The 25,814-nt window shown below is 62.2% G+C and carries 31 protein-coding genes and 1 tRNA gene; 12 read left to right on the forward strand and 20 right to left on the reverse strand.

The genetic code is table 11. The features are described 5' to 3' along the window. Positions 1-62 precede the first annotated feature (62 nt). Positions 63-500, forward strand: a complete 438-nt coding sequence (locus ACM64M_RS04510) for a L,D-transpeptidase family protein (protein WP_416227642.1) — start codon at positions 63-65, stop codon at positions 498-500. A 1-nt stretch (position 501) separates the two neighbouring features. Here ACM64M_RS04510 and ACM64M_RS04515 read toward each other — a convergent pair whose 3' ends face one another. Further along, positions 502-876, reverse strand: a complete 375-nt coding sequence (locus tag ACM64M_RS04515) for a DUF6768 family protein (RefSeq protein WP_416227471.1) — start codon at positions 874-876, stop codon at positions 502-504. Further along, entirely contained in the window at positions 873-1,442 is a 570-nt protein-coding gene (locus tag ACM64M_RS04520; protein WP_416227472.1) for an RNA polymerase sigma factor, read from the reverse strand. Before ACM64M_RS04520 ends, ACM64M_RS04515 begins: the two co-directional genes overlap by 4 nt. Before the next feature lie 130 nt (positions 1,443-1,572). Here ACM64M_RS04520 and ACM64M_RS04525 point away from each other — a divergent pair, with 130 nt between their 5' ends. After that, entirely contained in the window at positions 1,573-2,589 is a 1,017-nt protein-coding gene (locus ACM64M_RS04525) for a MarR family transcriptional regulator (protein WP_416227473.1), read from the forward strand. Here ACM64M_RS04525 and ACM64M_RS04530 read toward each other — a convergent pair. The 4 genes from ACM64M_RS04530 to argH are packed head-to-tail and all read right to left on the reverse strand — an operon-like array spanning position 2,586 to position 6,388. Beyond that, positions 2,586-3,434 (reverse strand): precorrin-2 dehydrogenase/sirohydrochlorin ferrochelatase family protein, encoded by an 849-nt coding sequence (locus tag ACM64M_RS04530; protein WP_416227474.1) that lies wholly within the window; start codon positions 3,432-3,434, stop codon positions 2,586-2,588. The two genes, ACM64M_RS04525 and ACM64M_RS04530, sit on opposite strands and share 4 nt — an antisense overlap. Positions 3,435-3,447: 13 nt before the next feature. Continuing rightward, a complete protein-coding gene (lysA, locus tag ACM64M_RS04535) occupies positions 3,448-4,707 on the reverse strand; it encodes a diaminopimelate decarboxylase (protein ID WP_416227475.1) in 1,260 nt (419 codons plus the stop codon). Positions 4,708-4,739: 32 nt separating this feature from the next. Further along, positions 4,740-4,976 carry a hypothetical protein gene (locus ACM64M_RS04540; protein WP_416227643.1) on the reverse strand — a complete coding sequence of 79 codons (237 nt, stop codon included), beginning with the start codon at positions 4,974-4,976 and terminating at the stop codon, positions 4,740-4,742. Then, positions 4,976-6,388 carry an argininosuccinate lyase gene (argH, locus tag ACM64M_RS04545; protein ID WP_416227476.1) on the reverse strand — a complete coding sequence of 471 codons (1,413 nt, stop codon included), beginning with the start codon at positions 6,386-6,388 and terminating at the stop codon, positions 4,976-4,978. Before argH ends, ACM64M_RS04540 begins: the two co-directional genes overlap by 1 nt. On the opposite strand from argH, the gene ACM64M_RS04550 reads away from it, so the two are divergent. Both ACM64M_RS04550 and ACM64M_RS04555 read left to right on the forward strand, forming a co-directional pair. Further along, positions 6,387-7,013 (forward strand): TlpA family protein disulfide reductase, encoded by a 627-nt coding sequence (locus tag ACM64M_RS04550; RefSeq protein WP_416227477.1) that lies wholly within the window; start codon positions 6,387-6,389, stop codon positions 7,011-7,013. The genes argH and ACM64M_RS04550 overlap by 2 nt on opposite strands. A 12-nt stretch (positions 7,014-7,025) precedes the next feature. Further along, the gene (locus ACM64M_RS04555; protein ID WP_416227478.1) at positions 7,026-7,565 is read left to right on the forward strand and encodes a pseudouridine synthase; all 540 of its coding nucleotides are present in this window, start codon (positions 7,026-7,028) and stop codon (positions 7,563-7,565) included. Positions 7,566-7,598: 33 nt separating this feature from the next. Here the strand turns inward: ACM64M_RS04555 and ACM64M_RS04560 are convergent. Then, positions 7,599-7,674, reverse strand: a tRNA-Val gene (locus ACM64M_RS04560). A gap of 119 nt (positions 7,675-7,793) precedes the next feature. Here ACM64M_RS04560 and ACM64M_RS04565 point away from each other — a divergent pair. Continuing rightward, positions 7,794-8,780, forward strand: coding sequence for an asparaginase (locus ACM64M_RS04565; RefSeq protein ID WP_416227479.1), 987 nt, complete (start codon positions 7,794-7,796; stop codon positions 8,778-8,780). Positions 8,781-8,985: 205 nt separating this feature from the next. Here ACM64M_RS04565 and ACM64M_RS04570 read toward each other — a convergent pair whose 3' ends face one another. Further along, on the reverse strand, positions 8,986-9,342 hold the full coding sequence (locus tag ACM64M_RS04570; RefSeq protein ID WP_416227480.1) for a putative quinol monooxygenase: 357 nt from the start codon (positions 9,340-9,342) through the stop codon (positions 8,986-8,988). A gap of 32 nt (positions 9,343-9,374) precedes the next feature. Continuing rightward, positions 9,375-10,097 carry a type II CAAX prenyl endopeptidase Rce1 family protein gene (locus ACM64M_RS04575; protein ID WP_416227481.1) on the reverse strand — a complete coding sequence of 241 codons (723 nt, stop codon included), beginning with the start codon at positions 10,095-10,097 and terminating at the stop codon, positions 9,375-9,377. A gap of 53 nt (positions 10,098-10,150) precedes the next feature. Between ACM64M_RS04575 and ACM64M_RS04580 the strand changes: the two genes are divergently transcribed. Beyond that, positions 10,151-10,690, forward strand: a complete 540-nt coding sequence (locus ACM64M_RS04580) for a PadR family transcriptional regulator (RefSeq protein ID WP_416227482.1) — start codon at positions 10,151-10,153, stop codon at positions 10,688-10,690. Positions 10,691-10,870: 180 nt separating this feature from the next. Here the strand turns inward: ACM64M_RS04580 and ACM64M_RS04585 are convergent, their stop codons facing one another. From ACM64M_RS04585 to fmt, 3 genes are all read right to left on the reverse strand, one after another. Further along, positions 10,871-11,983, reverse strand: a complete 1,113-nt coding sequence (locus ACM64M_RS04585) for a zinc-binding dehydrogenase (RefSeq protein ID WP_416227483.1) — start codon at positions 11,981-11,983, stop codon at positions 10,871-10,873. Between the two features lie 128 nt (positions 11,984-12,111). After that, a complete protein-coding gene (truA, locus tag ACM64M_RS04590) occupies positions 12,112-12,873 on the reverse strand; it encodes a tRNA pseudouridine(38-40) synthase TruA (RefSeq protein WP_416227484.1) in 762 nt (253 codons plus the stop codon). Further along, a complete protein-coding gene (gene fmt, locus ACM64M_RS04595) occupies positions 12,870-13,775 on the reverse strand; it encodes a methionyl-tRNA formyltransferase (protein ID WP_416227485.1) in 906 nt (301 codons plus the stop codon). Before fmt ends, truA begins: the two co-directional genes overlap by 4 nt. Before the next feature lie 64 nt (positions 13,776-13,839). Between fmt and recR the strand changes: the two genes are divergently transcribed. Next, complete coding sequence (recR, locus tag ACM64M_RS04600; protein WP_416227486.1) at positions 13,840-14,436, forward strand: recombination mediator RecR; 597 nt, start codon at positions 13,840-13,842, stop codon at positions 14,434-14,436. A 16-nt stretch (positions 14,437-14,452) separates the two neighbouring features. Here recR and ACM64M_RS04605 read toward each other — a convergent pair whose 3' ends face one another. Next, positions 14,453-14,854 (reverse strand): DUF1330 domain-containing protein, encoded by a 402-nt coding sequence (locus ACM64M_RS04605; protein ID WP_416227487.1) that lies wholly within the window; start codon positions 14,852-14,854, stop codon positions 14,453-14,455. Between the two features lie 66 nt (positions 14,855-14,920). Here ACM64M_RS04605 and def point away from each other — a divergent pair, with 66 nt between their 5' ends. Further along, positions 14,921-15,493, forward strand: coding sequence for a peptide deformylase (gene def / locus ACM64M_RS04610; protein WP_416227488.1), 573 nt, complete (start codon positions 14,921-14,923; stop codon positions 15,491-15,493). 211 nt (positions 15,494-15,704) lie between these two features. Continuing rightward, on the forward strand, positions 15,705-17,123 hold the full coding sequence (rmuC, locus tag ACM64M_RS04615) for a DNA recombination protein RmuC (RefSeq protein WP_416227489.1): 1,419 nt from the start codon (positions 15,705-15,707) through the stop codon (positions 17,121-17,123). Positions 17,124-17,364: 241 nt separating this feature from the next. Here rmuC and ACM64M_RS04620 read toward each other — a convergent pair whose 3' ends face one another. The 7 genes from ACM64M_RS04620 to ACM64M_RS04650 form a co-directional block, all read right to left on the reverse strand. After that, positions 17,365-18,168 (reverse strand): TrmH family RNA methyltransferase, encoded by an 804-nt coding sequence (locus ACM64M_RS04620; protein ID WP_416227490.1) that lies wholly within the window; start codon positions 18,166-18,168, stop codon positions 17,365-17,367. A 22-nt stretch (positions 18,169-18,190) separates the two neighbouring features. Then, entirely contained in the window at positions 18,191-18,469 is a 279-nt protein-coding gene (locus tag ACM64M_RS04625) for an HPr family phosphocarrier protein (protein WP_416227491.1), read from the reverse strand. A 9-nt stretch (positions 18,470-18,478) separates the two neighbouring features. After that, the gene (locus ACM64M_RS04630) at positions 18,479-18,910 is read right to left on the reverse strand and encodes a PTS sugar transporter subunit IIA (RefSeq protein WP_416227492.1); all 432 of its coding nucleotides are present in this window, start codon (positions 18,908-18,910) and stop codon (positions 18,479-18,481) included. A 90-nt stretch (positions 18,911-19,000) separates the two neighbouring features. Continuing rightward, a complete protein-coding gene (gene rapZ, locus ACM64M_RS04635; RefSeq protein WP_416227493.1) occupies positions 19,001-19,933 on the reverse strand; it encodes an RNase adapter RapZ in 933 nt (310 codons plus the stop codon). Positions 19,934-19,992: 59 nt separating this feature from the next. Then, complete coding sequence (locus tag ACM64M_RS04640; protein WP_416227494.1) at positions 19,993-20,430, reverse strand: HPr kinase/phosphorylase; 438 nt, start codon at positions 20,428-20,430, stop codon at positions 19,993-19,995. Between the two features lie 6 nt (positions 20,431-20,436). After that, positions 20,437-22,050 carry a stimulus-sensing domain-containing protein gene (locus ACM64M_RS04645; RefSeq protein ID WP_416227495.1) on the reverse strand — a complete coding sequence of 538 codons (1,614 nt, stop codon included), beginning with the start codon at positions 22,048-22,050 and terminating at the stop codon, positions 20,437-20,439. Continuing rightward, positions 22,043-22,804, reverse strand: a complete 762-nt coding sequence (locus ACM64M_RS04650; RefSeq protein ID WP_416227496.1) for a response regulator transcription factor — start codon at positions 22,802-22,804, stop codon at positions 22,043-22,045. Before ACM64M_RS04650 ends, ACM64M_RS04645 begins: the two co-directional genes overlap by 8 nt. Before the next feature lie 329 nt (positions 22,805-23,133). Here ACM64M_RS04650 and ACM64M_RS04655 point away from each other — a divergent pair, with 329 nt between their 5' ends. From ACM64M_RS04655 to ACM64M_RS04665, 3 genes are all read left to right on the forward strand, one after another. Then, positions 23,134-24,756, forward strand: coding sequence for a phosphoenolpyruvate carboxykinase (locus tag ACM64M_RS04655; protein ID WP_416227497.1), 1,623 nt, complete (start codon positions 23,134-23,136; stop codon positions 24,754-24,756). Positions 24,757-24,875: 119 nt separating this feature from the next. After that, positions 24,876-25,196, forward strand: coding sequence for a hypothetical protein (locus ACM64M_RS04660; RefSeq protein ID WP_416227498.1), 321 nt, complete (start codon positions 24,876-24,878; stop codon positions 25,194-25,196). Between the two features lie 22 nt (positions 25,197-25,218). Further along, positions 25,219-25,758 carry a DUF937 domain-containing protein gene (locus tag ACM64M_RS04665; RefSeq protein ID WP_416227499.1) on the forward strand — a complete coding sequence of 180 codons (540 nt, stop codon included), beginning with the start codon at positions 25,219-25,221 and terminating at the stop codon, positions 25,756-25,758. The last annotated feature ends 56 nt before the right edge of the window (positions 25,759-25,814 follow it).

The raw sequence follows: 25,814 nt of genomic DNA on the forward strand, positions 1-25,814 counted from the left end.
CGCAAGTGACCGACAGGCCGGGTCAGGGCGCGGTGTTGCCGCAGGCGTCCACCCAGCCCGATCTGCCGCCGGGTACACCGCTGGTTGCCGATTATCTGTTGGTCGACAAATCCGAACGGTTGCTGATTGCCTATCGCCAGGGTCAGCCAATCCGCGCCTATCGCGGCCTGCAATTCGGCGATGCGCCCGATGGGCACAAGCGGTTTGAAGGGGACGAACGCACGCCCGAAGGGCTCTACACGGTCGACACGCGCAACCCGCAATCGAGTTACCACTTGTCGCTGCGCATCTCCTATCCCAACGCCGAAGACCGCGCCTTTGCTGCGCGCATGGGCCGCTCGCCCGGCGGCGACATTTTCATCCACGGTCAGCCCAATGCGCTGCCGTTCGGCCGGATGGCGGGTGACTGGACCGATGGCTGCATCGCGCTCTCCAACGAAGAGATCGAGGAATTGTGGCAAATCGTGCCAGACGGCACGCCGATCGAGATCCGGCCTTAGCTCAATCCAGTTTTTCGCTCAGCATCGCGACCTGCACCTGCAACCGCTTCAACTCGCGCAGGATGGTGATCATGTTCATACGCTCGAACATCCATTGCTTGGCAAAGCCGATGACGATCAACAAGGCGATGCCGCTGATCGCCCAGAGGGTGTGAACGATCGGATTGCTGGTGTGCGCAACCTGCCAGATGACGAACAGAAACAGCATTCCCATGATAAACGTGAAGCCAAAGATCAGCTTGGCCCATCCACCCATGGGGCCCTGCCAGCTGTCGCCGATTTGTTGAAACAGTCCGCGTTCGGAATCGAGGCTGGCCAGAAACGCCTTGTCATCCTCGTCGAGCGCAGCGGTAATGCGATCATCTGTGTTCGTCATTGGGTCACTCCTTTGTTGGTATCGGAAAGCGCCGCTTTCAACTTGCGGCGGGCGTGGAACAGGCGGCTCTTGGCGGTGCCTTCGGGGATGGATTGGACCGCCGCGATTTCGCCAAGGGTCAGGCCTTCGATAAAGTATAGGTGTGCGGCCAGACGTTGATCCGGCGGCAAACTGGCAAAGGCTTGCGCGATGGCGGCGCTTTCCGATTGAGGGGGCATAGTGCTCTCCTCGCCCGGATCGCCAGCGCTCCCTCGCTCTCGCATGACTTTGCGCAAATGGTCTGCACCGCGCCGGTGCAGCACGGCAAAGGCATAGGACCGAAACCGTTTGGGATCGCGTAGGCCACCCAGACCTTTCAAGATCGCCAGCCAGCATTCCTGCGCCAGATCCTGCGCCGTGCAATCTTGTCCGCAATAACGCCGTGCTGTCCGCGTCAGCCGCGCATTCCAGCGCCGGTAAAGCCGCTCAAGCGCGAGCCGGTCACCGCGCTGCGCCATCACGACGAGCATTTCATCAAACAGATCGCTCGCAGTTTGCGGATTGGAAGGAGGCGATTTTTCCATCATCACATTGGTAGTCCCCGATAGACCGCAAACAGTTCAATTCCAGAATGAGAATTTGGAGTGACTACGTAGTATTCTTGACTTGAACCTGTTTTGTTCTACTCTCGTTCCGAACAAACAGGGAGCCGATTCGATGACGCAGCTCGAATACCAGACCACGGATTTCGCTTATGACGCCGCGCCGGACGCCGCGCAGGATGCTTCTGGCGTGCCGGCGCGGGTGGCGATTTTTGCTGACCGCGCGGCAATGCGCGCGCAAATGGGCGAAGATGTCTCGGGCGCGGGATTTCGCGCCATTGACGGCGGTGCGATAGACACTCTGCTCGAAGGTCCGATTGCCATGATCGGCGATGTGGTGATGGTCGATTGCCCTGCGGTCAGCGCTGCATCGCTAGCGGCCCTCGCGCGGCTCGATATGCGCGCGGCGCGGACCGGCGCGCAATTGATCGTTAGCACCGCGCTCGCGGCGCTGGACGATGTGTTTGCCGCGCTCGATCAATCCGATCCGCAGATTCTGGTGGAGCCCAGCCGCGCCGAACGGCTGGTAGCGGTGGGCCGCACGATGGCGCGCCTGCCCGGTGCGCGGGTGCGCGAAATATCCGAGGAAGACCGGCTCAATCTGCTGCATCTGTCGCGTCAGGTGGATGCGATTGCGCATGAACTGGACCGATTGTCGGGTCATCGGGCGAATGGGGCGGAGGCGCGCGCATTTGCGCCCGAAGGCTTGGGCCGCGAATTGCGTTCGGTAGGCGGAGGCTCGCTGCGCAATTCGCAGCCCGCGCCAGAGCCGCATGCCCTGCCGCTGCCCGATCCGCGCCGGGTGCGTCAGATCATTGCCGCGCGGCAGGCGCGCGCCAAGTTTTTCGAAGGCGAATTGTTTGCCGATCCAGCTTGGGACATGCTGCTCGATCTCACCGCTGCGCGGGCGGAGCGTAGCCAGGTCTCGGTCACATCGCTGTGCATTGCGGCGGCTGTGCCCGCGACCACGGCCCTGCGCTGGATCAAGCAATTGGTCGATACCGGGGTGTTTGTGCGCGTCGCCGATGAAAGCGACCGCCGCCGCGCCTTTGTCGCGCTGAGCGAACCGTCGGCGCAGGCCATGGCGCGCTATTTCGCCGAAGTCGAAGTCCCGCTGGCGCGCGCCGCCTAGACGGCGGTGTCGCAACGCAAGATTATCGTCAGGCCAGTGCTGCCAGCGCTTGGATCAGCCTTTGGACAGGCGCTTGCGGTGCCCAATGCCGCAGGACAGGTGGCGGGATCACAGGTGCTGCGCCGCGCATCGGCGCGCGCGCGGGCGAGCACTTGCGGAGATATTCCCGGATCGGCGCAGACTGCATCGGCCTGACCCAGCAGCCGCACCTGTTTCAGCGTGAGGTCTTCGGGATCGGCGCTGCTCAATGTGAAGATGTGGGTGGTCGCTTCATTGGGCAATTCAGCCTTGTTCAGCCAGTCGTTCACCCGCTGATGCGCAGCGCTGTCGAGCGGGTCGAGCACGCCGCCTTCGCGCAGCGCCTCATCGAGCGCGCGGCGACGCTCATTGCCATCGGGAAAACGCTCGCGCAGCGTCTGCCGCGCGGCGAACAATGCCTCTGCCAGCTGCCCCAGCGACGCGGGCAATATCCGCTCCAGCCGCAATCGCAGATGTTTGGCCAGCCCCGCCGAGGCCCCGCCAGTGCCGACCGCGATCAGCACCGGGTTGCGGTCAAGAATGCTTGGTGTGGTGAAATCGCAAAGGTCCGGCCGGTCGACGACATTGACCAGCATCCCCGCGCAGCGCAGGTTGATCGCGGCGACTTCGCAGGCCCTGGCATCGTCAAACGCGACAAAGGCGATCCGCACTCCCTCATCCACCGCGCGGCGTTCATCATCGATCACAATTCCGCCCGCGCGCTCCACCAGCCGCCGCTTGGGCTCAGCCGCATCGCCTTCGCCCAGCACCAGCACCGTTTGCCCGGCGACAGTGTGAAACAGCGGGAGACTTTGCAATTCGCTCATCGGGTCAAAACGCTCATGCTAGCCAGTCGGGTACGCGCTCTGCATCCATGATCGAGCCTGCGTCGATGCGGTCAGCCACAACGGCGAATTTGTCGCCGTCGACCAGCACTTCGGCGATAAACCCGCGCGAATTGTAGGAGGACGCCATGGTTGCGCCATAGGCCCCGGCGGTGCGGAACACCGCAAGCTCACCGGTGCGCACCCGATCGCAGTGCCGCCCCATCGCAAAAGTATCGCCGGTTTCGCAGATTGGGCCGACAATATTTGCAGTCATCGCGCTGCCATCGGGCTCGACCGCGACAAAATCGTGATAGGCCCCGTAAAGCGCCGGGCGCGCCAGATCGTTCATCGCTGCATCGACGATCACGAACGGATCGTTGATCCCGCGCTTGACCCGCACGACGCGCGTAAGCAGCACGCCTGCATTGCCCGCGATCACGCGGCCCGGTTCAAATATCAGCGACACGCCCCAGCCCTGCGTAACCCGCGCAACCATCGCCCCATATTCTTGCGGAGAGGGCAGGCGTTCGCCCTGTTTATAAGGCACGCCAAGTCCCCCGCCGAGATCGACATGGGTGATAATGTGTCCTGCCGCGCGCAGGGCGGTGACCAGTTCGCCGAGCTTGGTGAAGGCTGCTTCCAACGGCGCCAGATCGCCCAGCTGGCTGCCGATATGCACCGCCACGCCGCGCAGATTGACCCCGCGCTGGCCCGCCAGCTTACCGAAAATCTGACCTGCCTCGCTGATCGGCACCCCGAATTTGTTGTCCGCTTTACCGGTCGAAATCTTGTCATGCGTCCCCGCATCGACATCGGGGTTGATCCGCAGCGCACAGCTTGCGGTCATGCCCATCGCATCGGCCAGTTCAGCGAGTTCGAGCCCTTCCTCCTCGCTTTCGATGTTGAATTGCCCGATCCCCGCGTCAAGCGCGGCGGCCATTTCGGCGCGGGTCTTGCCCACCCCGGAAAACACGATGCGTTCGGGCGCGATCCCGGCGGCGAGCGCGCGCCGCATTTCTCCGACCGAAACGACATCCGCGCCGTAACCCTGACGGCCCAGCACTTTCAGCACCGACAAATTGGGGTTGGCCTTGACCGCAAAGGCGATCAGTTTGTCTGGCACCGCATCCAGCGCTTCGCGGAACACGCGGGCGTGGCGTTCCAGCGTCGCGCGCGAATAGACATAGACCGGCGTGCCGACCGCATCGGCGATGCGTGGCAGGGCGACGTCTTCGGCGTGCATCACGCCGTCCTTGATTGCAAAATGGTCCATTGTGTCCTGATCCTGCGGCCTGTCGGATTGGCCTATTCGGGGGGGAGATCGAACGGATCGTCTTCGCGTTCTTCCGAACGGCGGCGCAATTCGACGCTGCGTTCCGGCGCGGCGAGCGCTTCGGGTTCGAGCAATTCTTCGGCATCGGGGGCCTGCGTCGCGCCGTAGGGAGCGACCGGCAGGCTGCTCCCGTCGAGCGGCTTGAGCGGGGCGCGCGCACCGCATGCGGTCAGCGCCGCCGCCGCCAGCGCTATCACCAATACACGCATCATTCCTCCATCGACCCGGCGGCGCGGGCGAGTTGTTCGCGCGCCTCGGCCACGCGCTGCCTTACCTGATCGGGCGCGGTCCCGCCATAGGACGCGCGGCTGGCAACCGACGCATCTATCGACAGCGCGCCGAACACCCGTTCGTCGATGCGCGGATCGATGGCCTGCAGATCGGTCAGCGACAGTTCTTCGAGCGAACAAAGTTTGGCATCGGCCAACCGCACCGCCTCGCCGGTGATGTGATGCGCCTCGCGGAAGGGGATGTCGGCGGCGCGCACCAGCCAATCGGCAAGATCGGTCGCGGTCGCGTGGCCGGCCTGCGCGGCGGCTCGCATCCGTTCAGCCTTGAACGTGGTCTCGGCGATCATGCCCGTCATTGCGGCAAGCGACAGGTCCAGCAGACCAGCAGCTTCGAACACCGGCGGCTTGTCATCCTGCATATCCTTTGAATAGGCGAGCGGCAGCCCCTTCATCGTGATCATCAGCGCGGTGGCCGCTCCGATGATCCGCCCGGCGTGGCCGCGCACCAGTTCGGCGGCGTCTGGATTGCGTTTCTGCGGCATGATCGAGGAGCCGGTCGAAAGGCTATCGGGCAGCGAGGCAAAACCGAATGGCTGGCTGGCCCACAGGATCAGCTCCTCTGCCAGGCGCGACAAATGCAGCGCGCACTGGCTCGCCGCCATCAGGTAATCGAGCGCAAAATCGCGGTCAGACACCGCATCGAGCGAATTGCGGGTGGGCGCGCCGAAACCAAGCGCCTGCGCGGTCGCATCGCGGTCGATGGGAAAGCCGGTGCCAGCCAGCGCGGCAGAGCCCAGCGGGCATTCGTCCAACCGGTCCTGCGCGGCAGAAATGCGCGCGGAATCGCGGTTCAGCATCTCGTAATAGGCCATCAGATGGTGGCCCAATGTCACCGGCTGCGCAGTTTGCAAATGGGTAAAGCCGGGCATGATCGTATCGGCATGTTCGCCCGCTCGTTCCACCAGCGCGCCGCGCAGCGCCGCAATCCCGGCCAGCGCCCGCGCATTGGCACCGCGCACCCAGAGACGGAAATCGGTCGCCACTTGATCGTTGCGGCTGCGCGCGGTGTGGAGCCGCCCGGCGACCGGACCAATCAATTCGGTCAGCCGCGCCTCAACCGTCATGTGGATGTCTTCGAGGTCCCAGTTTTCGGGCACGCCGCCCGCCTCATATTCCTCGGCAATCTGGTCCAACCCCTGCGCGATGGCGTGGGCATCGTCTGGCGAAACGATCCCCTGCGCGCCGAGCATTGCGACATGCGCCTTTGACGCAGCTATGTCTTCACGCCACAACGCCTTGTCGAACGGGATCGAAGCATTGATCTCGCGCATTATCGCGCTAGGCCCCTCGGCGAACCGCCCGCCCCACATGGAATTTCTGGAGTCGCTCATGCTTCGTTCGATCGCTTTCATCTCTTTTGCCGCGCTTGCGCTTGCCGGGTGCGATAGTGGCGCGGGCGACGCGGCGCAAGAAACCGCTGCTTCGACCGGGCAAAGCGGGCCTGCGACCCCGCCGCAATTGCCAGGCCGCCCGGTGCGCGCTTTTGCCGGAACGCCGCTGCCTGCGCTGGTTCTGGACGACCCGGCGGGAAACACGCTCGATCTGGCTGCACTGGAAGGGCCGGTGCTGGTCAATCTGTGGGCGACATGGTGCGCGCCCTGCGTGGTGGAAATGCCGATGCTCGACAATCTGGCGGGCGCGATGGAAGGCGAATTGCGGGTGCTCACTATAAGCCAGGATGTGCGCGGCGCAGAAGTGGTCGCGCCGTTCTTTGCCCAGCGCGATTTTCGCCATCTCGAACAATGGCTTGACCCCGATGGCGAGCTGTCGGCGACATTCACCGATGGCGGTCTGTTGCCGATCACGATCTTGTTCGATGCACAGGGGCACGAAATCATGCGGGTCGCGGGCGGGTATGAATGGGACAGCGAGGCAGCCATCGCCGAATTGCGCAGCGCGCTGGCGCAGGCCATTGGGAAGCCCGCCCAAACGTCTACGCCTGCAGCCGCGTCTTGATCGGGGGCAAAAATGGCGCTGATCCGGTTTAACAAGCCTTACGGCGTGCTCTCGCAATTCACCGACAAGGGCAGCGAAACTGCACGCGCCACCCTGTCCGATTTCATCGCCATGCCGAATGTTTATCCGGCGGGCAGGCTCGACCGCGACAGCGAGGGATTGCTGCTGCTGACCGATGATGGCGCGCTGCAGGCGCGGATTGCCGACCCCCGTTTCAAACTGCCCAAGACCTATCTGGTGCAGGTTGAGGGCGTTCCCGATAGCGGGGCGCTCAATGCCTTGCGCCGCGGCGTGACGCTGAACGACGGACCGACCCGCCCGGCCAAGGCAGAGGCGATTGCCCCGCCCGAGCTATGGCCGCGCGATCCGCCGGTGCGCTACCGCAAGACGGTTGCTGATAGCTGGCTGCGGCTGACCATCACCGAAGGGCGCAATCGGCAAGTGCGCCGCATGACGGCGGCGGTCGGCCACCCGACCTTGCGGCTGGTGCGCTGGAGCGTGGGCGAATGGACGATTGCCGGATTGGGTCAGGGCCAATGGGACGCGGTTTGAACGGGGCCAGCCCGATGGCGGCAAAAATATCCGTGGTGGGCGATGACGGGCTCGAACCGCCGACCCTCTCGGTGTAAACGAGATGCTCTACCAACTGAGCTAATCGCCCCACGGCATGGCGCGGCATGGGAAGCGGCGCGGTTTGGTGAGGTGCTATCTAGCGGCAAAAAGTTCAAAATCAATTGCGCATGTGGTGCGAATTGCATTGGCCCGCTAAAGGCGCTGGCGATGAGCGCGCAAAGACTCCTTGTTCTCGGCACCGGCGGGACGATTGCCGGCTCGGCTTCCTCGGCGACGGGGCAATCCTATGCCGCGGGCGACATCACCCTGGAGGTCATGGTCGCCAATATCGCCGCGCTTGACCTTGAGGTGGAGCTGGTCGCCAGGCCCATCGCCCAGATCGGGTCGCAGGATATTGGCTGGCCGCAATGGTCTGCGCTTCATGCCGAGATTGCCGCGGCACAGGGCGATGCCGACATTGCCGGTGTGATTATCACACATGGCACCGACACGGCGGAAGAAACTGCCTTTCTGCTCGACCTGACGCTGGATGCGGGCATGCCGGTGGTGATGGTGGGCGCGATGCGTCCGGCAGATGCCGTGGGCAGCGACGGGATTCGCAATCTCCTCAACGCGATCCGCGTCGCCAGCGATCCCCGCGCGCGCGACCGGGGCGTGATGGTGGTGATGGGCGACACGGTGTTTGCGGCCAGCGATGTGCGCAAGGCGGCGACGTCGAACATCGACGCTTTCAAGGGCTACCCGCGAGGGCCGATTGCGCGCGTGACGCCGTCCAGCCTCGACTGGTTTGCACCCGCCCATCGGATCGGTAGCACCAAGCGTTTCCCCTGGCCCGAGGCCTTGCCGCGTGTTGCGATATTGACGGCGGGGGCCGGGATGGACGCCATGCCGGTGCAGGCGCTGTTGGGGATCGGGTGCAAGGGGATCGTCATCGCCGGGATGGGGCAGGGCAACGCTCCGCGCGTGGTGCTGGACGCGCTGGCCGACGCCGTGCGCGCCGGGGTACCCGTGGTCCGGTCATCGCGCGTCGATGAAGGTATGGTGGACCGCAATGTCGAGGTGGACGACGACGCCCTCGGCTTCGCCGCCGCCCGCGCTCTCGGCCCGGCCAAGGCGCGCGTGCTGTTGATGCTGCTGATCGCCAGCGGGATCACCGATGCAGGCGCGGTGCAAGCGGCGTTTGACGGGGGGTGAGGGGGCGTGGTGGCTGTTGCCGATTTTTGATCTAAAACGGAAATTGGGGTGGCGGCGCCGTTGCGGACACTTTTACCAGATAAATCCGCCCATTTTGCCGTCGCATCTTTCGTGGAAACACATGCACGAGCGACGAACGCTATTCCTAGTGCTGCCCCCGCTTGGCCAAACTTCGGTATTGCCGGATTACGCGCTTCAGGCCGAATTATGCGCTCGAGAGGCAATCTCTTGCAACTTTCAGATCGTGACCGGAGAACACTCTTTCTGCACTCTCGATTGACGGCCTTGCCTTTTGAATTGCTTCGCCAACTGCTGGCAATCGAAGTGATGCAACATGCGCCTCTTCGCTTGGCCAGACCTCGTAAACCCAGATTGCCTTTGCATCGGTGCTGTCCAGTACGATGGAATAATGGAGGCATTGTTCCATGCTGGTTGCAGCTCCGTACATCAGATCTGCAACCGTCTGTCGCCCATCAGGTGTGCAAAGTAGCCTGTTCAAAACGGCGAACATAATTCCTTCCTCTTCCAAAATGGACCATCTGATGTTTGTCGAGCCAATCATAGCTGCGACCAGTCCTATTGCTTCCCTACGCCTCACGAGAGTGCCAACCAAGGTTGAAGCACGGCAATTACGAGCGCATGTGCGACAACCACTGGCAGCAGCGCTCCTTTGCCAACGATAACTGCCCAAGCAAGGAACCCGCCTAACATCGCTGTTCCAATCAGCGGCCAGAACGCTCCGGCCAGTCCTGCCTCGACGTACCCAATGTGGATTGCAGCAAATAGCGCTGCAGAAATTGCGATTTTGAGCCAATCAGGTCCTTCGGCCTTGGCAAGCCTTAAGATCACATAGCCTCGAAAAATCACTTCTTGTGTCCATCCATCGATTGCGGGAATGCTGGAGAACAAGGCGTTGAGCGAAGAAGGTTCTAAGATGCGCCCTGGCTCCTTCACAAAAAAAAGTACCGCGGTGCCGATATGGATAAGAGCAGCTGCGAGCGCGATGGCCCATGCCTTCCTATTCCCTGTCTTCGCTGTTGCCCGTATCGCGTCTCTAACCGTCGGTAGGAAGATTGCGGCCGTCAGAACAAGGAGCAATTGTGCGAATGTCCCCCCAATCATGGGGGCAACCCAATAAAATTCCGCAACATCCACGCGTGGATCAAGATATGTTGATAAGTGAACCAAATCCATGATCGTATAAGACAGGAAGATAAAGGATGCAGAGATGAGAACCACCTCCATCACTGCCCAGCTTAGCTTATCGCAGATGTGGTTTCGTGCATCTTCTGTCTGGCCTGCAGCGCCTAAGGTCATTGCTTTCTCCTCACCCTTCCCACCCTTACTAGTCTATCGTAGAGTAGATTGCAATGACAGATGAATCACCCCATCCTCACACGCAAGAGTTGACAGTTCTTGGTCTCGTCGCGCTGGGGAAACGTTATGGCTTCGAGATGGAAGAGTTCATCGCACGCACCGAAATGAAGCGATGGAATGAGATCGGTAATTCAACGATCTACAAGCTACTCAAGGATTTGAGCGCTAAGGGCTTTCTCGATGTGAAAAAAGTTTCAGGAGGGAGAGGCCCTGCTCGAAACGAATATCACTTGACGAATGCGGGAGAGGAAAGGCTGCAATCTCAAATTCTGGCAGCAATACGCTCGGATCGATCAATAAAATTGGATCGCTTGGTGGGGCTCTTTTTTATGCCGCTGTTGGCCAAAGAGCGTGCGTCAGGCGTCCTGTCAACGCTCCTCAAGGAGCTTCAATCGGCAAAGAAAGACCTTGAGGCGCAATTGACCGAGTTGGAAGGAGATCTGATCGGTGAAGCGATTATTGGCTTTTATGCGGACGTTCAAGCTGCCGAAATCAAAGCAATCTTGAAGGTGCTTTCTGGTCTAGAAAGTTGAACTCCGGATACCAGATTGCAAGACCACCAAAGCGAACAGGCGAAACAAGAATTTGCTGGCTACAAAATGTCCGTTTTCCAACCTAAGCCAAGCCGCCAAGCCCAAAGCCTCCACTCGCCAATAGCGGTCAATCGGCAGTCACGAGCCCCCGCGCCTTGCGGGGACTCGCACCTGACCGGATCAACCCCAGGGCGTGACCAGATATTTCTCGCCGGTTTTCATCTGGCGGTAATCGGTGATCGCTGGCTTGGTCAGCATCTCTTCGAGATTGACCTTGGCTTTATAATGGCTGGCAAAGGTGGTGGTCAGATTTTGCTGCACGCGGGTGCGCATTTTCACCACGGTTTCCATTCCCGCCTTGGCGAGGAATGGGGTGAGCAGCCAGCCCGCAACCTGCCATTGCAGCCCGTAAGACGGAGTCAGGATGGTCGGGCCGAGATCGAGCCGCCCATACATATACATCTTCTTGTCCTGATTGGAGCCATAGCGCGAATATTCGCCCATCTGGCTGGAGGCGACCTGCTCCATCGCTTTCAGCACATGGTCGGTGTTCTGCCCGCCGCCAATCGGATCGAAGCCGAGGAACGCGCCAGTATCTTTAATCGCGGCGCGCAATTGCGCCATGTAATCATCGTCTGATGAATTCACGACATGGGTCGCGCCCAGCGCTTTGAGCAGGTCCACATGATCCTGTTTGCGGACGATATTGACCAGCTGCATCCCATCTTCGAGGCAGATCTTGTTGAGCATCTGGCCAAGGTTGGACGCGGCGGCGAGGTGGATGATCGCGCTGTGGCCTTCCATCCGGGCGGTTTCGACAAAGCCCAGGGCGGTCATCGGATTGACGAAAGACGACGCGCCTTCCTCGGACGAATGATCGCCCAGCGGCAGGCACATCTTCGCGTCGGCAATGGCATATTGGCTGAAGGCATGGCCGGGGACGCAGGCGACCCGCTTACCCAGCAGTGCTTTTGCCATGTCGCTGTCGCCGGTCGCGATCACTTCGCCCGCGCCTTCGTTACCGGCGGTGAGGCGCTGTCCGTGGCGGCCTTTTTGCCCTGAGAGAAAGGGTTCGGGCATCTGCGCGACGACCTTGCCGGGCGAATATTCGGCGGTTTCGAAATCGGCGGCGCTGGTCAGGATCGCCAGATCGCTGGGGTTGATCGGGGCGCCCTCCATGCGGACCAGCACCTGATTACCGGTCGGGGTGGGGAACTGGCTTTCGGCCACTTCAAGCGTGAGTTTGCCGTCTGCGGTCAGCGTAGTGAAAAGCTGTTTTCCGGTGGTGGTCATTGGTCTTGAGTCTCCCATCTCGATTAGGTCATTGCGAGGAGCCGAAGGCGACGCGGCAATCCAGCGGGCCTTGGGACTGGATTGCTTCGCTACGCTCGCAATGACGAACTGGCTAGGGTGACGTTAGGTCAAGCATCGCCGGGATAGACTGCCTCTGCGAAATACAGCCCTTGCGGCGGGGCGTTCAGACCCAGCGCAGCGCGGTCTTTCGCGGCCAGCGCTTCTGTCAGTTGTTCGGGCGTCCTTGACCCGGAGCCGACCAGCATCAGGCAGCCAACCATCGAACGGACCTGATGGTGGAGGAAACTGCGCGCGGCGGCGTGGATATGCACTTCGGGGCCGAATTCGGTTTCGGCGTGCACCACATCCAGCCGGTCGAGCGTCTTGACCGGGTCCTTTGCCTGACAATGGGCGGAGCGGAAGGTGGTGAAATCGTGCAACCCGGTCAGCGTCTGTGCGGCGCGGTGCATAGCCTCGACATCGAGTTCAGGCGAAACCTGCCACACCCGGTCGCGCGCCAAGGTTGCCGGCGCGCGGCGATTGACGATCCGGTAGAGATAGCGCCGCCCGGTGCAGGAAAACCGCGCGTGCCAATCGTCAGCCACCACCTCGCAATGCGTGACCGCGATGGGTTCGGGGCGCAGGTGCGCGTTTACCGCCTCCATCAGGCGGAACGGGGCAATGTCCTTGGCCAGATCGACATGACCGCGCATCGCCAGCGCATGGACCCCCGCATCGGTGCGACCCGCGCAATGCAGCGCGGCCTCTTCACCAGTGATGCGGTGCAATGCCTCCTCGATGCTCTGTTGCACGCTGGGCCCGTGCTTCTGCCGTTGCAGCCCCTGAAACGGGGTGCCGTCAAATTCGAGGGTGAAGTCGAACCGGGTCAAGACAGGATCGCCCCCGCTGTCACCCGATTGCCGCGCAGGAAATCGCTGCGATCCAGCGCCGGTCTGCCCGCGCGTTGCAGGCGCAAGGGACGCAGCGCCCCGGTGCCGCAGGCGATGGTGAGATCGCCATCCAGCACCTCACCCGGCGCGCCGGACCCTTCGGCCGGTTCGGCCAGCAGCAGCTTCACTCTTTCGCCGTCAATTTCGAACCAAGCACCGGGGAAGGGGGCGAGGCCGCGCACTTTGCATTCGATCACCTCGGCAGGCTCGCTCCAGTCGATGCGCGCCTCAGCCTTGTCGATCTTGGGCGCATAGAGCGCCGCTGCATTGTCCTGCGCAATCGGTGCGAAGGCGGGCAGATCGGCCAGCACCTCCACCACCGCCGCCGCACCCAGCTTCGCCAGTTCCTCCGTCAGCTCGCCGGTCGTCTTGCGCGCCACCGCGGTCCGAACCACACGCAGCATCGCCCCGGTGTCCAGTCCCGCCTCCATCTGCATGATCGTCACGCCTGTCTCCGCATCGCCCGCCATCACCGCGCGGTGGATCGGCGCTGCCCCGCGCCAACGCGGCAGGATCGAGGCGTGGATATTGATGCAGCCATATGCGGGCGCATCCAAAACCGCTTGCGGCAGGATCAGGCCATAGGCCGCGACCACCGCGACATCGGCATTCAGCGCGGCAAACTCCGCCTGCGTCTCTGTATGGCGCAGGCTTTTGGGCGTGCGCACCGCCAGCCCCAGCTCCTCCGCCTTGGCCTGCACGGGGGAGGGGTGCAGCTGCTTGCCCCGGCCCGAACGGCTCGGCGGCTGCGAGTAAACGCAGGCGATCTCGTGCCCCGCCTCAAACAGAGCGACCAGCGCAGGCACCGCAAAATCGGGTGTTCCCATGAACACTATTTTCATTTTTGGGCGCATGATTTCGGCTTGGCCCTTTCTTGGCTTTGCGCCAGCCCCTATCTCTCCCCCCATGGCATCGCAAGAGATCGAAGCGCTTTCCGGCGCTCTGGCCCGGCTACCCGGCCTTGGACCGCGCAGCGCGCGCCGGGCGGTGCTGTGGCTCGTCAAGAACCGCGAATCCGCGCTGCCCGCGCTGCTCGAATCGCTCGCCGCCGTGTCGGAAACTCTGCTTGAATGCGCGACCTGCGGCAATGTCGATACGCGCGACCCCTGCGGCATTTGCGCCGATCCGCGCCGTGATGCGCGCGCGCTGTGCGTGGTGGAGGATGTCGCGGACCTTTGGGCGCTGGACCGCGCGCGGCTGTTTCCGGGTCGCTATCACGTGCTCGGCGGCAAGCTGTCGGCGCTCGACGGGATCGGGCCGGAAGACCTCAACATCGCATCCCTGATGGAGCGTGTATCCCAAGGCGACGTCGATGAAGTGGTGCTGGCGATGAACGCCACATTGGAAGGGCAAACCACCGCGCATTACCTTGCCGAACGGCTCGCCGAACATGCGGTGCGCATCACGCAGCTTGCCCATGGGTTGCCTGTCGGCGGAGAGCTGGACTATCTCGACGAGGGCACGCTGGCGCAGGCATTGCGCGCACGACGTCCAATGGAATGATGCGCCAAAAGCCCGGTTAAGGCGCTATCCCGTCGGCAAGAATGATGCGCGAATTGGCGTTATCTGTTCGGAGCGGCTTGATCGCCTGATATTCCGCCGAATTCCAGAATTCGAGCAGCCGCGCATGGTCGGGAAACTCAATCACGACGAGCCTGCCCTCGATCGGGCGACCTTCAGGCACTTCGTTTTCACCGGCGCGCACGATATACCGTCCGCCATATTCCGCGATCAAGGGAGCAGCCGCCTCCATATAGGCCGGATATTCGTCAGGGTTGGTCACTTCGACCTCGGCAATCAGGTAGGCTGGTCTATTGGCCTGATCTTGCAGCGCGTCGGGGCTATCAGGGGCCTCTGAACAGCTGACGATGCCAAGGCACACGGCAAGACCAAGTATGGCCCTGCAAGATTTTCCAAACATTGCTTTTTCCCTTTTGCGATTTCGAGATAACTTGAAAGCCGGTCGCGAACAACATATTTGCCGGGCATGGCTATCCTTGAAATCCTCGAAGTGCCGGACCCCCGGCTCAAAATCGTGTCCAGTCCCGTCGCACCGGACGAATTTGACGACGATCTGAAACAGCTGGCCGCGGATATGCTGGAAACGATGTATGACGCCCCCGGCATCGGGCTTGCGGCGATTCAGGTCGGCGTGCCCAAACGTTTGCTGGTGATCGATCTGCAACCCGAAGACCCCGATGCAGAACCAGTAGCCTGTGATCACGACGGGCACAGCCACACCCATCCCGCAACCAAGCGCGAGCCGCGGGTGTTCGTGAACCCGGTGATCGTCGATCCGGCGGAGGAATACACGACCTTCAACGAAGGCTGCCTGTCGGTCCCCGAAATCTATGCCGATGTGGACCGCCCCGCGACCTGCACCGTCCGGTATCAGGATCTCGATGGCAAGGCGCACGAGGAACATCTCGAAGGGCTGCTGGCGACCTGCCTCCAGCATGAAATGGACCACCTCGAAGGGATCCTGTTCATCGACCATTTGTCGCGGCTGAAACGCCAGATGGCGCTGAAGAAGCTGAAGAAGATACGGCAAGCGGCGTAGTTTCTTTTGCGAAGGCGCATCCGCGCCTTCGTCCTCGCTAGACGCGCAGCAAAGCTGCGCCCGCTGCGGGCGGGCAGTCGCCCTTGCGGCGCTGCTCACCGACTTCCCTCATCCCGTCATTCCAGCGAAAGCTGGAATCCAGAGCAATAATCGGTCGAAAAGCGCAATCAAAGCACTGGCGTTCCCTATACGTTCCGTATAAGCTCCCGCTATGGAACAAATGATTCTCCTCCTCATCACCCTTGTTGCCGGCCTTGCTTTGGGCGGTGTCGCTGCCTGGTTCTTTGCCTCGCGGCCGGTCGCCGATCTGCGAGAACGGCTGGCTGAGCGCGAGGGTGAGGCGCGGGCGCTGGACGAGAAATTCCGCAAGGCGGTGACCGAACTTGCGACCATGTCTGAGCGTGCTGCCGGGGCCGATGAACTGGCGGCAAAGCTGGAACAGGCGCGCATGGAAAACGCCGATTTCCGCGCCGAACGCGCCGGGTTTGCCGAACAGAAACGCCTGCTCGAAGAATCGCGCGAAAAACTGCTCAAGGAGTTTGAAAACACCGGTGCGGCGGTGCTGGGCAAGGCGCAGGAGGCGTTTCTGCGCCGCGCAGAGGAACGCTTCAAGCAATCCGAGGAAACCGGCGAGGCCAAGATCAAGGCGCTGTTGTCGCCCGTGGGCGAAAAGCTCGCCTCTTACGAAAAGCAGGTGAATGAGCTGGAGGCCAAGCGCACCGACGCGTTCGGGCAATTGAACGGCCTGATCCAGTCGATGCGCGAAGGGCAGGAGGAAGTCCGGCGCGAGGCACAGCGGCTTGGCAATTCGCTCACCAACGCGCCCAAGGCGCGCGGGCGCTGGGGCGAGCGGGCGCTGCAAAATGTGCTCGAACAATGCGGGTTGGCCGAGCACACCGATTTCCACCTCGAACAATCGACCGATGGCGATGGCGGGCGGCTGCGGCCCGATGCGATCGTCAATGTGCCGGGTCAAAAGAAGCTGGTGATCGACGCCAAGGTGTCCCTGAACGCCTATCAGGCTGCGTTTGAGGCTGACAATGAAGACGAGCGCAAACGCCATCTCGACCTGCACACCAAATCCATGCGCAACCACGTCCAGACTTTGGGATCGAAAAACTATCAGAGCCAGTTTGATGATGCGCCCGATTATGTCGTGATGTTCGTACCGGGTGAACATTTCGTCGCCGCTGCATTGGAACATGACCCGGAGCTTTGGGATTTCGCGTTCCGCAACAAGGTGCTGCTGGCGACCCCGACCAATCTGGTCGCCATTGCGCGCACCGTTGCGCAGGTCTGGCGGCAGGACAAGATGGCCGCCGAAGCGCAGGAAATTGGCAGGATCGGCGCGGAATTGTATGACCGGCTGCGGGTTGCCGCGGAGCATATGAAGCGCGTTGGCGGCGGCCTTGAAACCGCAGTCAGCAATTACAACAAGTTCGTCGGCAGCTTTGAACGCAACGTGCTGTCGTCGGGCAAACGCCTCGCTGACAAGGGCATCGAAATCGGCAAGCGTGAGATCGAGGAAGTGCCGCTGGTCGAAAGCGCCCCGCGCTACAACGGCGGCGATGCGGCGGGGGTGGACGCGGAATATCCCGCGCTCGAACCTCGCAAGGATGCGGCGGAATAGCCACTCGCGATTTTCCTACAGCGACGCTTTATGCTTTGGTGGGCGCGGCTCTTTCCCATTGTCGTCCGCGCCGCGTTGCGCATTATTGCCCGCATCGCAGAACCGCCATGGAACGCCGTTTTTGTTGGAAAAGTGTCAAGCGCCGAATTTGGGCGTAAAGCTCTGAAATAAAGGTAAAAAAGGCTGAAAAACCCGCTTGACACATTGTCCAATGTGTCAAGCAAACCGGAACTGCAGCCAGTCAGCTATCAAGCGCCGCCAGCACTTCATAGGCCAGCACCGCGCCCGCCACAGCGGCGTTGAGCGAATCGGCGCGGCCTTTCATCGGCATGGTGACGCGCAGGTCGCATTCCGCCTCATAGGCGTCGGGCAGCCCCTGCGATTCGTTGCCCACCAGCAGGAAACACGGCGCAGCATAGGGCGCGGCGCGATAGGGCACCGCATCCCTCAGGGAGGCCGCAACCAATTGACCCGGTTCGCACCTTAGCCATGGCAAAAACTCCTCCCACCGCGCCTGCGCCAGCGCCACTGTGAACAGCGCCCCCATGCTCGCGCGCACCGCCTCCGCGCTGAACGGATCGGCGCAATCGTCGATCAGGATCAACCCGCCCGCGCCCACCGCATCGCAGCTCCTCAGCATCGTGCCAAGATTGCCCGGATCGCGCAGGTCCTGCGCCACCAACCAGATCGGCGCGGCGCTGCGATCAAGCTGCGCGAGTCCGGTTGCGAATTCGTCAAACAGGCCAATCACGCTCTGCGAATTGCTCTTGCCGGTGATTTTTGAAAGAATATCGGGGGTGGTGGTCAGGATTTCGCCGCCCGCCGCCGCAACCTCTGCCTCCAGCCGATCGAGCAATTCGTGCCGTTCGCGCCCCTCGGCCATCACCAGTTCGCGCGGCAAGTAACCGCTGCTGCGCGCATCCTCCAGCAGCCGCAAACCCTCGACCAGAAACTGCCCGGTGCGCTTGCGGTGCTTCTTGTCGCGCAAAGAGCGCAGATATTTGACCGTGGGGTTGGAAAAACCGGTGATGTGTTTGCGCGTCATGCGGATTATGGCCTGGCCAAATTCACTCTTCGCCAAAGCCGTTTTCGACCAGCGCCGCGAGTTCCGCCATGACCGCCTGCGCGCCTTCGCCGCTGACGATCAGGTCGACCGTATGTCCCTTTGCCGCGCCCAGCATCATCAGCCCGAGGATCGAACCGCCTGCCGCCTCGTTCCCGTCTTTCGCCACGCGCACCTGTGTTCCTTCGGGCAAAGCCGCCACAGCGCCCACGAATTTGGCGCTGGCGCGCGCATGCAGCCCGCGTTTGTTGACGATGGTGACGGTTTGACGAATTTCGCTCATCGGCGGGCTCTAGCTCCCGCCGCTGGCGCTGCGCGGCGCGGCGGCATTGCCGAGCAGCTCGCTCGCCACGGTGATGTAATTTCGGCCCGCAGTCTGCGCGGCTTCGACTGCGCTGACGACGTCCATCACCTTGCGCGCCCCGGCCAGCCGGATGAGCATCGGTAGATTGATCCCGGCAATCACTTCAACCCGGCCCGCGTCAAGCAGCGAGATGGCGAGATTTGAAGGAGTGCCGCCGAACAGATCGGTCAGGATGATGACCCCGCTGCCGGCATCCACCGCACCAATCGCATCGGCAATGTCGGCGCGGCGTTGCTCCATATCGTCACTGGGGCCGATGCAAACCGTCGCAATGCCCGTTTGCGGGCCAACGACATGTTCCATGGCTTCGACGAATTGGTCGGCGAGGCCGCCATGAGTAACGAGGATCAAACCGATCATATGCGAATTCAATCCAATAGCGCCGCGTGGCCCGTTTCGATTTTCCGACAAGGGTTCGGCATATCCTCAAACTTGCGTCTTTGCCGGGTGTCAGCGCCGAGTGCCTTCAATTTCGTCGGCGGCGCGTGACCCCAGATTGCGATGGCGGACCGTGGGCGAAAATCCCGCCTCGCGCAAGTCCTGAGCCATGGCTTCGGCGGTGAAGACCGAGCGGTGTCTCCCTCCGGTACAGCCAAAGGCGACATGGACATAGGCTTTGCCCTGCGCGGCATAGCGGGGCAACAGGGTCAGCAAAAGCTCGCGCATTTGCTCGAACGCGGGGCGGAACGCCGGGTCGCGTTCAATGTGCTGCCCGACCGCGTCATCCTGTCCAGTGAGCTCGCGCAGCTCTTCGACCCAATGCGGATTGTCGAGGAAGCGCATGTCGAACACCAGATCGGCGAGCGGCGGCATTCCGCGCGCAAAACCAAAACTGGAAACCGTCAGCGTGGGGGTCGCCGGCAATTCCTGTGCGAACAATTCGCGCACTCGGCCCTGCAATTCATTGGCCGAAAGCGCTGTGGTGTCGACGACAATCTCTGCCCAGCGGCGCAGCGGTTCGAGCAATTCCCGCTCTGCCGCGATGCCGTCGCGCACGGTGCGGCCCTGCGCCATCGGGTGGCGGCGGCGCGTTTCGTTATAGCGCCGCTCCAACTCACCACCCGCGCAATCGAGGAACATGAAAGTGAGCGCAATATCCGGCCGCAATGTGAGGTCTTTGACGAGCGCGATGATTTCGCCGGGCACAAATCCGCGGGTGCGCGAATCGAAGCCAATGGCGAGCGGCGCGCGCGCCGCGTCCATACCGCCATCGGGTTCGGCAACAAGCCGTTCAAGCAGCCGCACCGGAAAATTGTCGATCGCTTCCCACCCCAGATCCTCCAGCACATCAAGTGCGGTCGATTTGCCCGCCCCGGAAAGCCCGGTGACCAGCAGTAGGCGCAGCCTGCTATCGTCAGATTCAAGGATCGGTGGTGTTTCCATCGCACCGCACTTTTCGCGCTTTGCGCGGCGGAATGGAAACGATTTTTTACAAACTCAGATCACGACGCCGCCAACCCATGCCGCGCCAGCGCCCATTCCGCACGGATCGCAGGGGCGATCGAGCCGGGGGAGAAAGACAGGCACGGCACAAGCACGCCCAGAATTTCGCGTTGCAGCGCGGCTTTGGGCAGCCTTTCACATTCTGCGCCCAGCGTCAGGATCAGCGCCAGCGGGCTGGGCGGGGCGATCGGCAATTCGATGAGCGCGACCCCGCGCACCTCGATCAGGCCGGCGATATTGGGCGGCGGTCCCGCCATGACCGCTTCGCCGTCCCGCGACAGCATCACCGCATCGTCCCCGATCAGCTGGGCTCCGCGATCAATCAGCGCCAGCGCGAGTGAGGATTTGCCGCTGCCCGGCGGCCCCTCTATCGCCAGCGCCCGTCCGCCAATGGCGACCACGCTGGCTTGCATGATCGGCGATTGCTGCTGCTGCATCTGCGCCTACACCGCCGCTGGCAGGCGCAGATGCAGGCAAGCGCCCGGCGCGCCATCGGGACGCGCGGCCGCGATCAGCGATCCGTCATGCGCCTCTGCAATGGCGCGGGCGATAGCGAGCCCAAGCCCCGAATGGTTGCCAAAGTCCTCTGCATCGGGGCGCACCGAATGGAACCGCTGAAACACTTTCTCGCGCGAATCTTCGGGTATGCCCGGTCCGGAATCGCAGACGGTGAGCGACACGCAGTTTCCGTCATTATCGACGGTCACTTCGATCGGAGCATCGGGCGGGGAAAAGGACACCGCATTGTCGAACAGGTTTTCGACGACGCGTTCCAGTCGCGCGCCAACCCCCAGAACCTGCGCGGCAAATCCGCGCGTGGCAAGTTCGATCCGGTGGTCGTGATTCTCAGCGCGGTTTTCGCGGTTGCCGATGATCGCGCGGACCAGATCGCCGAGGTCGATCCGTTCAAAAGTGGCACGCGACATTTCTGCATCGACGCGGCTGGCCTCGGAAATCTCGCTCACCAAACGGTCGATCCGGCGCACATCGTGCGTGGCGATCTGTTCAAGCTCGCGCCGCAATTCGGGATCCTTGACCTTGGGCAGCGATTCGATCGCACTGCGCAGGCTGGCCAGCGGATTCTTGATCTCATGCGCCACGTCGGCGGCGAAACTGTCAACCGCGTCAATCCGTTGGCGCAGCGCAGTCGTCATGTCCGAAACCGAGCGGGCAAGCTGGCCGATTTCATCGCTGCGTTCGGGCAGGCGCGGCACTTCCACGTCGCGCTCGCGCCCCTGCCGAACCTTTTGCGCCGCCCGCGCGAGCAACTGCAACGGGGTAACGATGGTGCGCGCAAGATAAAGCGACAGCAGCGCCGAGGCGAACAGCACCGCCAACACCGCGATCACCAGCGCCGAACGCGCCGCCCGCACACTCTCGGTGATATCTACAGCGTTGCGCACCGTCAGCAGGGTAGCGCCGTTAAGGCCGACCGGGGCGGCGGCGGTGATTACCGGGGTGCCATCGACCCAGTCATACAGCCGCACCTGACTCACCCCTTGCTCGCGCGCGGCGACCAGTTCGGGAAAAGAATCGGCGGTTTGCGCCTCGGGCTCGACATAGTCCTGCACCGGCTCAGCACTGACAATCGTATCGACCGTCCGGTCAAGCCAGCGCGCCCATTGCTGATCCCAGGAATCGTCGCTGATATCCTCAAGCTTGAAGGCCGGCTCAGCCAGCATGAAACTGTCCGCCCACAGCAGCCCTTCGGCGTCGAACATCCGCATCCGCATCCCTTGCTCCCGGCCGATCTGGACGAGCAGGGCCTCTTGCCGCTCTCGCGTTGCCCCGGCGAGCGCTTCGGCGGTAATCTGCGCCTCGATCCGCGCGAGTTTGAAACGTTCATTGATGAGCTGCGTGCGGTAGGTGTCGAGATAAAACAGCCCGCCCGACAACAGCGCCAGCGGCAGAATGTTCACCACCAATATGCGCGCAGTGAGCGAGAACCGGCCAACCACCGTGCGTCGTTCCAGACCTTGACGCCCGAAACGTTGTGCGACACCGCTGGCCGCACCGCGCACCGCTCCATTGGTGAAGGAGGCGAGGGGGTTAGCCATCGGTGAAACTGTAACCCGCGCCATAAAGCGTATCAATTGCGCCGAATTCCGGGTCAACCACACGGAATTTGCGCCGCATGCGTTTGATGTGGCTGTCAACGGTGCGGTCATCGACAAACACATCGTCTGGATAGGCAGCATCCATCAATTGATTGCGGCTCTTGATGACCCCCGGCCTTGTTGCCAGCGCCTCCAAGATCAGGAATTCGGTTACCGTTAGGCTGATCGGCAGATCGTTCCAGGTCACATGATGCCGCGCCGGGTCCATCTTCAGCCGCCCACGTTCAATGCGCGGATTTGCCGGTTCGGGCGCGCTCGTTTCATGCCCGATCGTCCGGTCCGGCTCTGCCCGGCGCAGGATCGCGCGGATCCGTGCGGTCAGCAAGCGCAGGCTGAACGGTTTGGCGATATAGTCATCTGCGCCCAGTTCCAGCCCGGCCTCCTCATCCGCCTCGTCATCCTTGCTGGTTAGGAATATCACCGGCAATGGCCCGTGCGCGCGCACCCGCCGGAGCAATTCCAAACCGTCCATCTTGGGCATCTTGATATCGAACACCGCCAGATCGGGGGGATTCTCGATCAGTGCTTTCAACGCAGTTTCACCATCGGAATAGAGGCGCGTAACGAATCCTTCGGCCTGAAGCGCGATAGAAACCGTGGTCAGGATATTGCGGTCATCATCCACCAGCGCGATTTCGACCGCATCCCTTTGCGGCGCGGCGGAATCGGCCCTGCTGCTGTGTTCGCTATCCATGTCGACCCTGCTTCTCCTCTTGCCCGCATGATCGGTAGCGCCAATGCGCGGTTGAAACAATTGAACAGACGCAATTGCCAGGGACGGCGAAGCAATTCGCCCTGCTTTCAAAGCTATCGTGCAGTTGCGAAAAACCTGCCTGAGAATTGTGCGCTGCGGTGCCGGGTTGCGCGGTTTGACGGGGGGCAATGACGCATCTATGCCGATTAGCGAATTGGGAGCCCATGCAGTTTTGCCCGCTCGCGCCGCGCTTATCCAAATGGATGCGGATGGCGCTTCCGTTCTTTTGAAATCTTGCCTCCAAGTCCCTCATTTCAGGAGAAGCCACGTTGATCCCCCTCGCTCATTCGCTCGCTGCCCAGGGCATCGAGACTGAAGCATCCATCCGCTCCAATCTGGGCACGCCGGCCTTGGTCGAAGCGTCCATTGCCGCCGGTGAAGGCGCATTGTCGCAGCATGGCGCGTTGGTCGTGCAGACCGGGGCCAAGACCGGTCGCAGCGCCAAGGACAAATTCATCGTCCGCGATGCCACCACCGAAGACACCGTGTGGTGGGGCAAGGTCAACGCCGCGATGACGCCTGCACATTTTGCCGCGCTCAAGGCTGATTTTCTCACCGCGCTCGCTGGGCAACAAACGCTGTATGTCGCCGACCTGTTCGGCGGATCGCAGCCAGAGCACCGCGTCAATGTCCGCGTCATCAACGAATTGGCCTGGCACAATCTGTTCATTCGCACGCTGTTGGTGCGCCCGGATGAAAGCGAACTGGCGAATTTTGCGCCCGAATACACCATCATCGACCTGCCCAGCTTCCGCGCCGACCCGGCGCGTCACGGGACCAATTCCGAAACGGTCATCGCGGTAAACCTCAGCGAGAAACTGATCCTGATCGGCGGCACCAAATATGCCGGCGAGATGAAGAAGAGCGTGTTCGGCATTCTCAATTACCTGCTCCCGGCAAAGGGCGTGATGCCGATGCATTGCTCCGCCAACATCAGCGGCCCCAATGGAAAGAATGGCGGCAAGACGGCGGTGTTCTTTGGCCTGTCGGGCACCGGCAAAACCACGCTATCCGCCGACGCCAGCCGCACTCTGATCGGCGATGACGAACACGGCTGGTCCGACACCGCCGTGTTCAATTTCGAAGGCGGCTGTTACGCCAAGATGATCCGCCTGTCCGAAGAGGCCGAGCCGGAAATCTACGCCACCACCCGCCGGTTTGGCACGGTGCTGGAAAATGTCGTCATGGACCCGGCGACGCGCGAACTGGATCTGGATGACAACAGCCTCGCCGAGAACACCCGCGGCGCCTATCCGATCGACTTCATTCCCAACGCCAGCAAGGACAATCTCGGCCCGGTGCCCAGCCATGTCGTCATGCTGACCGCCGATGCGTTTGGCGTGCTGCCGCCGATTGCGCGGTTGACGCCCGAACAGGCGATGTATCATTTCCTGTCCGGCTACACGGCCAAGGTCGCGGGGACCGAAATTGGCGTGACCGAGCCTGAGGCGACCTTCTCCACCTGCTTTGGTGCGCCGTTCATGCCGCGCCACCCCAGCGTCTATGGCAATCTGCTGAAACAGCGCATTGCCAAGGGCGAGGTGCAGTGCTGGCTGCTCAACACCGGCTGGACCGGGGGCAAATACGGCACCGGCAACCGCATGCCGATCAAGGCAACCCGCGCGCTGCTCAATGCGGCGCTGGATGGCAACCTTGACGCGGTGGAATATCGCGAGGATGCCAATTTCGGCTTTGCCGTACCGGTGCATGTGCCGGTGCTGGCCGCCGCCGGGATCGACCAGACCATCCTCGATCCGCGCAGCACCTGGGCGGACAAGGGCGAATATGACGCGACCGCGGCAAAGCTCGTCCAATTGTTCATCGACAATTTCGCTGAGTTTGAGGCGCATGTTGACGAAGGCGTGCGCCGGGCGGCTCCGGTGGCGGCCTGAAACGGAGCGGCGCGATACAATTGCTTGCAAGAGGCCCCGTGCGGTTCGCCGTGCGGGGCCTTTCTTGTGTCACACCATCGCGCTAAGGCTGGTGCGACATTTTTTGGGAGGGAACCATCATGAGCCTGTTTGACAGCATCCTTGGTCAGGTAACGAACAATCCAACGGTCACCAATATGGCGGAGAAATTCGGCATTGATCCGCAATTGGCGGCGCAGGCGGTGGCGGCGCTGGGCGCAGGGCATCAGGACGAACGCGACACGATCGAAGTTGCCGCTGAAAAAACCGGGATGGACGCTGACATGCTCGGTCAGATCCGCGACGCCATCGGCGGCGAAGGCTCGCTGGGCAAATTTGCCGCGATGATCGATCAGGATGGCGACGGCAATCCGCTCGACGAACTGACCGACATCGCCTCTGGCCTGTTCGGCCGCAAGTAAGACGCCGAGACGGGGACCGATCATGAGCCTTGCAAGCATGCTCCAGCAGACCGGAGCGATTTCTGCCATGGCGCGCGAGCTTGGCGTTGATGAAAACACCGCCAAGACCGCTGCCGGGGCGCTGCTTCCGGCGATTGTCGCGGGCATGGGGCGCAGCGCCACTGGCGGGGCGGCGACGCCCGATCCGCTGGGCGGGCTGGGCGGCTTGGCCGGAGCGATCCTGGGCGGCGCAGCAGGGGGCGGTGCTGGCGGAGGGCTGGGCGGCGGACTGCTCGATGCGGTGCTGGGCACTCAGCCAACCCCGACCGCGCCGGGCAACGACATCCTCGGCAATATTTTCGGTAGCAAGGACGTCAGTCGCTCGGTCGCAGGGGAGGTCGCGGCGATGACCGGGATCGACGAAGGCTTGCTCAAGAAAATGCTCCCGATCCTCGCCATGGCGGTCGCGGGCTATATGGCCCAACAGGCTTCCGGCGGAGCCCCCGCAGGTGGATCGGCCCCTGCGGCAAACCCGCTGGGCGGTATTCTTGGTTCGATCATCGGCGGAATGATGACGCGCTAGGCGCGAGGAACGCTTGACACATTGCCAATGTGTCAAGCAGGGCGGCCCCCTTAAAT

Origin of the sequence: Qipengyuania sp. ASV99 (assembly GCF_047872805.1) — a bacterium.
In the GTDB taxonomy this organism is placed as follows: Bacteria; Pseudomonadota; Alphaproteobacteria; order Sphingomonadales; family Sphingomonadaceae; genus Erythrobacter.

What these genes read in the sequence shown, in the direction of transcription:
- ACM64M_RS04515 (WP_416227471.1), bottom strand. Translation starts at nt 876, where the DNA reads ATGACGAACACAGATGATCGCATTACCGCTGCGCTCGACGAGGATGAC.
- ACM64M_RS04520 (WP_416227472.1), bottom strand. Translation starts at nt 1,442, where the DNA reads ATGATGGAAAAATCGCCTCCTTCCAATCCGCAAACTGCGAGCGATCTG.
- ACM64M_RS04525 (WP_416227473.1), top strand. Translation starts at nt 1,573, where the DNA reads ATGACGCAGCTCGAATACCAGACCACGGATTTCGCTTATGACGCCGCG.
- ACM64M_RS04530 (WP_416227474.1), bottom strand. Translation starts at nt 3,434, where the DNA reads ATGAGCGAATTGCAAAGTCTCCCGCTGTTTCACACTGTCGCCGGGCAA.
- lysA (WP_416227475.1), bottom strand. Translation starts at nt 4,707, where the DNA reads ATGGACCATTTTGCAATCAAGGACGGCGTGATGCACGCCGAAGACGTC.
- ACM64M_RS04540 (WP_416227643.1), bottom strand. Translation starts at nt 4,976, where the DNA reads ATGCGTGTATTGGTGATAGCGCTGGCGGCGGCGGCGCTGACCGCATGC.
- ACM64M_RS04550 (WP_416227477.1), top strand. Translation starts at nt 6,387, where the DNA reads ATGCTTCGTTCGATCGCTTTCATCTCTTTTGCCGCGCTTGCGCTTGCC.
- argH (WP_416227476.1), bottom strand. Translation starts at nt 6,388, where the DNA reads ATGAGCGACTCCAGAAATTCCATGTGGGGCGGGCGGTTCGCCGAGGGG.
- ACM64M_RS04555 (WP_416227478.1), top strand. Translation starts at nt 7,026, where the DNA reads ATGGCGCTGATCCGGTTTAACAAGCCTTACGGCGTGCTCTCGCAATTC.
- ACM64M_RS04565 (WP_416227479.1), top strand. Translation starts at nt 7,794, where the DNA reads ATGAGCGCGCAAAGACTCCTTGTTCTCGGCACCGGCGGGACGATTGCC.
- ACM64M_RS04570 (WP_416227480.1), bottom strand. Translation starts at nt 9,342, where the DNA reads ATGATTGGCTCGACAAACATCAGATGGTCCATTTTGGAAGAGGAAGGA.
- ACM64M_RS04575 (WP_416227481.1), bottom strand. Translation starts at nt 10,097, where the DNA reads ATGACCTTAGGCGCTGCAGGCCAGACAGAAGATGCACGAAACCACATC.
- ACM64M_RS04580 (WP_416227482.1), top strand. Translation starts at nt 10,151, where the DNA reads ATGACAGATGAATCACCCCATCCTCACACGCAAGAGTTGACAGTTCTT.
- ACM64M_RS04585 (WP_416227483.1), bottom strand. Translation starts at nt 11,983, where the DNA reads ATGACCACCACCGGAAAACAGCTTTTCACTACGCTGACCGCAGACGGC.
- fmt (WP_416227485.1), bottom strand. Translation starts at nt 13,775, where the DNA reads ATGAAAATAGTGTTCATGGGAACACCCGATTTTGCGGTGCCTGCGCTG.
- recR (WP_416227486.1), top strand. Translation starts at nt 13,840, where the DNA reads ATGGCATCGCAAGAGATCGAAGCGCTTTCCGGCGCTCTGGCCCGGCTA.
- ACM64M_RS04605 (WP_416227487.1), bottom strand. Translation starts at nt 14,854, where the DNA reads ATGTTTGGAAAATCTTGCAGGGCCATACTTGGTCTTGCCGTGTGCCTT.
- def (WP_416227488.1), top strand. Translation starts at nt 14,921, where the DNA reads ATGGCTATCCTTGAAATCCTCGAAGTGCCGGACCCCCGGCTCAAAATC.
- rmuC (WP_416227489.1), top strand. Translation starts at nt 15,705, where the DNA reads ATGGAACAAATGATTCTCCTCCTCATCACCCTTGTTGCCGGCCTTGCT.
- ACM64M_RS04620 (WP_416227490.1), bottom strand. Translation starts at nt 18,168, where the DNA reads ATGACGCGCAAACACATCACCGGTTTTTCCAACCCCACGGTCAAATAT.
- ACM64M_RS04625 (WP_416227491.1), bottom strand. Translation starts at nt 18,469, where the DNA reads ATGAGCGAAATTCGTCAAACCGTCACCATCGTCAACAAACGCGGGCTG.
- ACM64M_RS04630 (WP_416227492.1), bottom strand. Translation starts at nt 18,910, where the DNA reads ATGATCGGTTTGATCCTCGTTACTCATGGCGGCCTCGCCGACCAATTC.
- rapZ (WP_416227493.1), bottom strand. Translation starts at nt 19,933, where the DNA reads ATGGAAACACCACCGATCCTTGAATCTGACGATAGCAGGCTGCGCCTA.
- ACM64M_RS04640 (WP_416227494.1), bottom strand. Translation starts at nt 20,430, where the DNA reads ATGCAGCAGCAGCAATCGCCGATCATGCAAGCCAGCGTGGTCGCCATT.
- ACM64M_RS04645 (WP_416227495.1), bottom strand. Translation starts at nt 22,050, where the DNA reads ATGGCTAACCCCCTCGCCTCCTTCACCAATGGAGCGGTGCGCGGTGCG.
- ACM64M_RS04650 (WP_416227496.1), bottom strand. Translation starts at nt 22,804, where the DNA reads ATGGATAGCGAACACAGCAGCAGGGCCGATTCCGCCGCGCCGCAAAGG.
- ACM64M_RS04660 (WP_416227498.1), top strand. Translation starts at nt 24,876, where the DNA reads ATGAGCCTGTTTGACAGCATCCTTGGTCAGGTAACGAACAATCCAACG.
- ACM64M_RS04665 (WP_416227499.1), top strand. Translation starts at nt 25,219, where the DNA reads ATGAGCCTTGCAAGCATGCTCCAGCAGACCGGAGCGATTTCTGCCATG.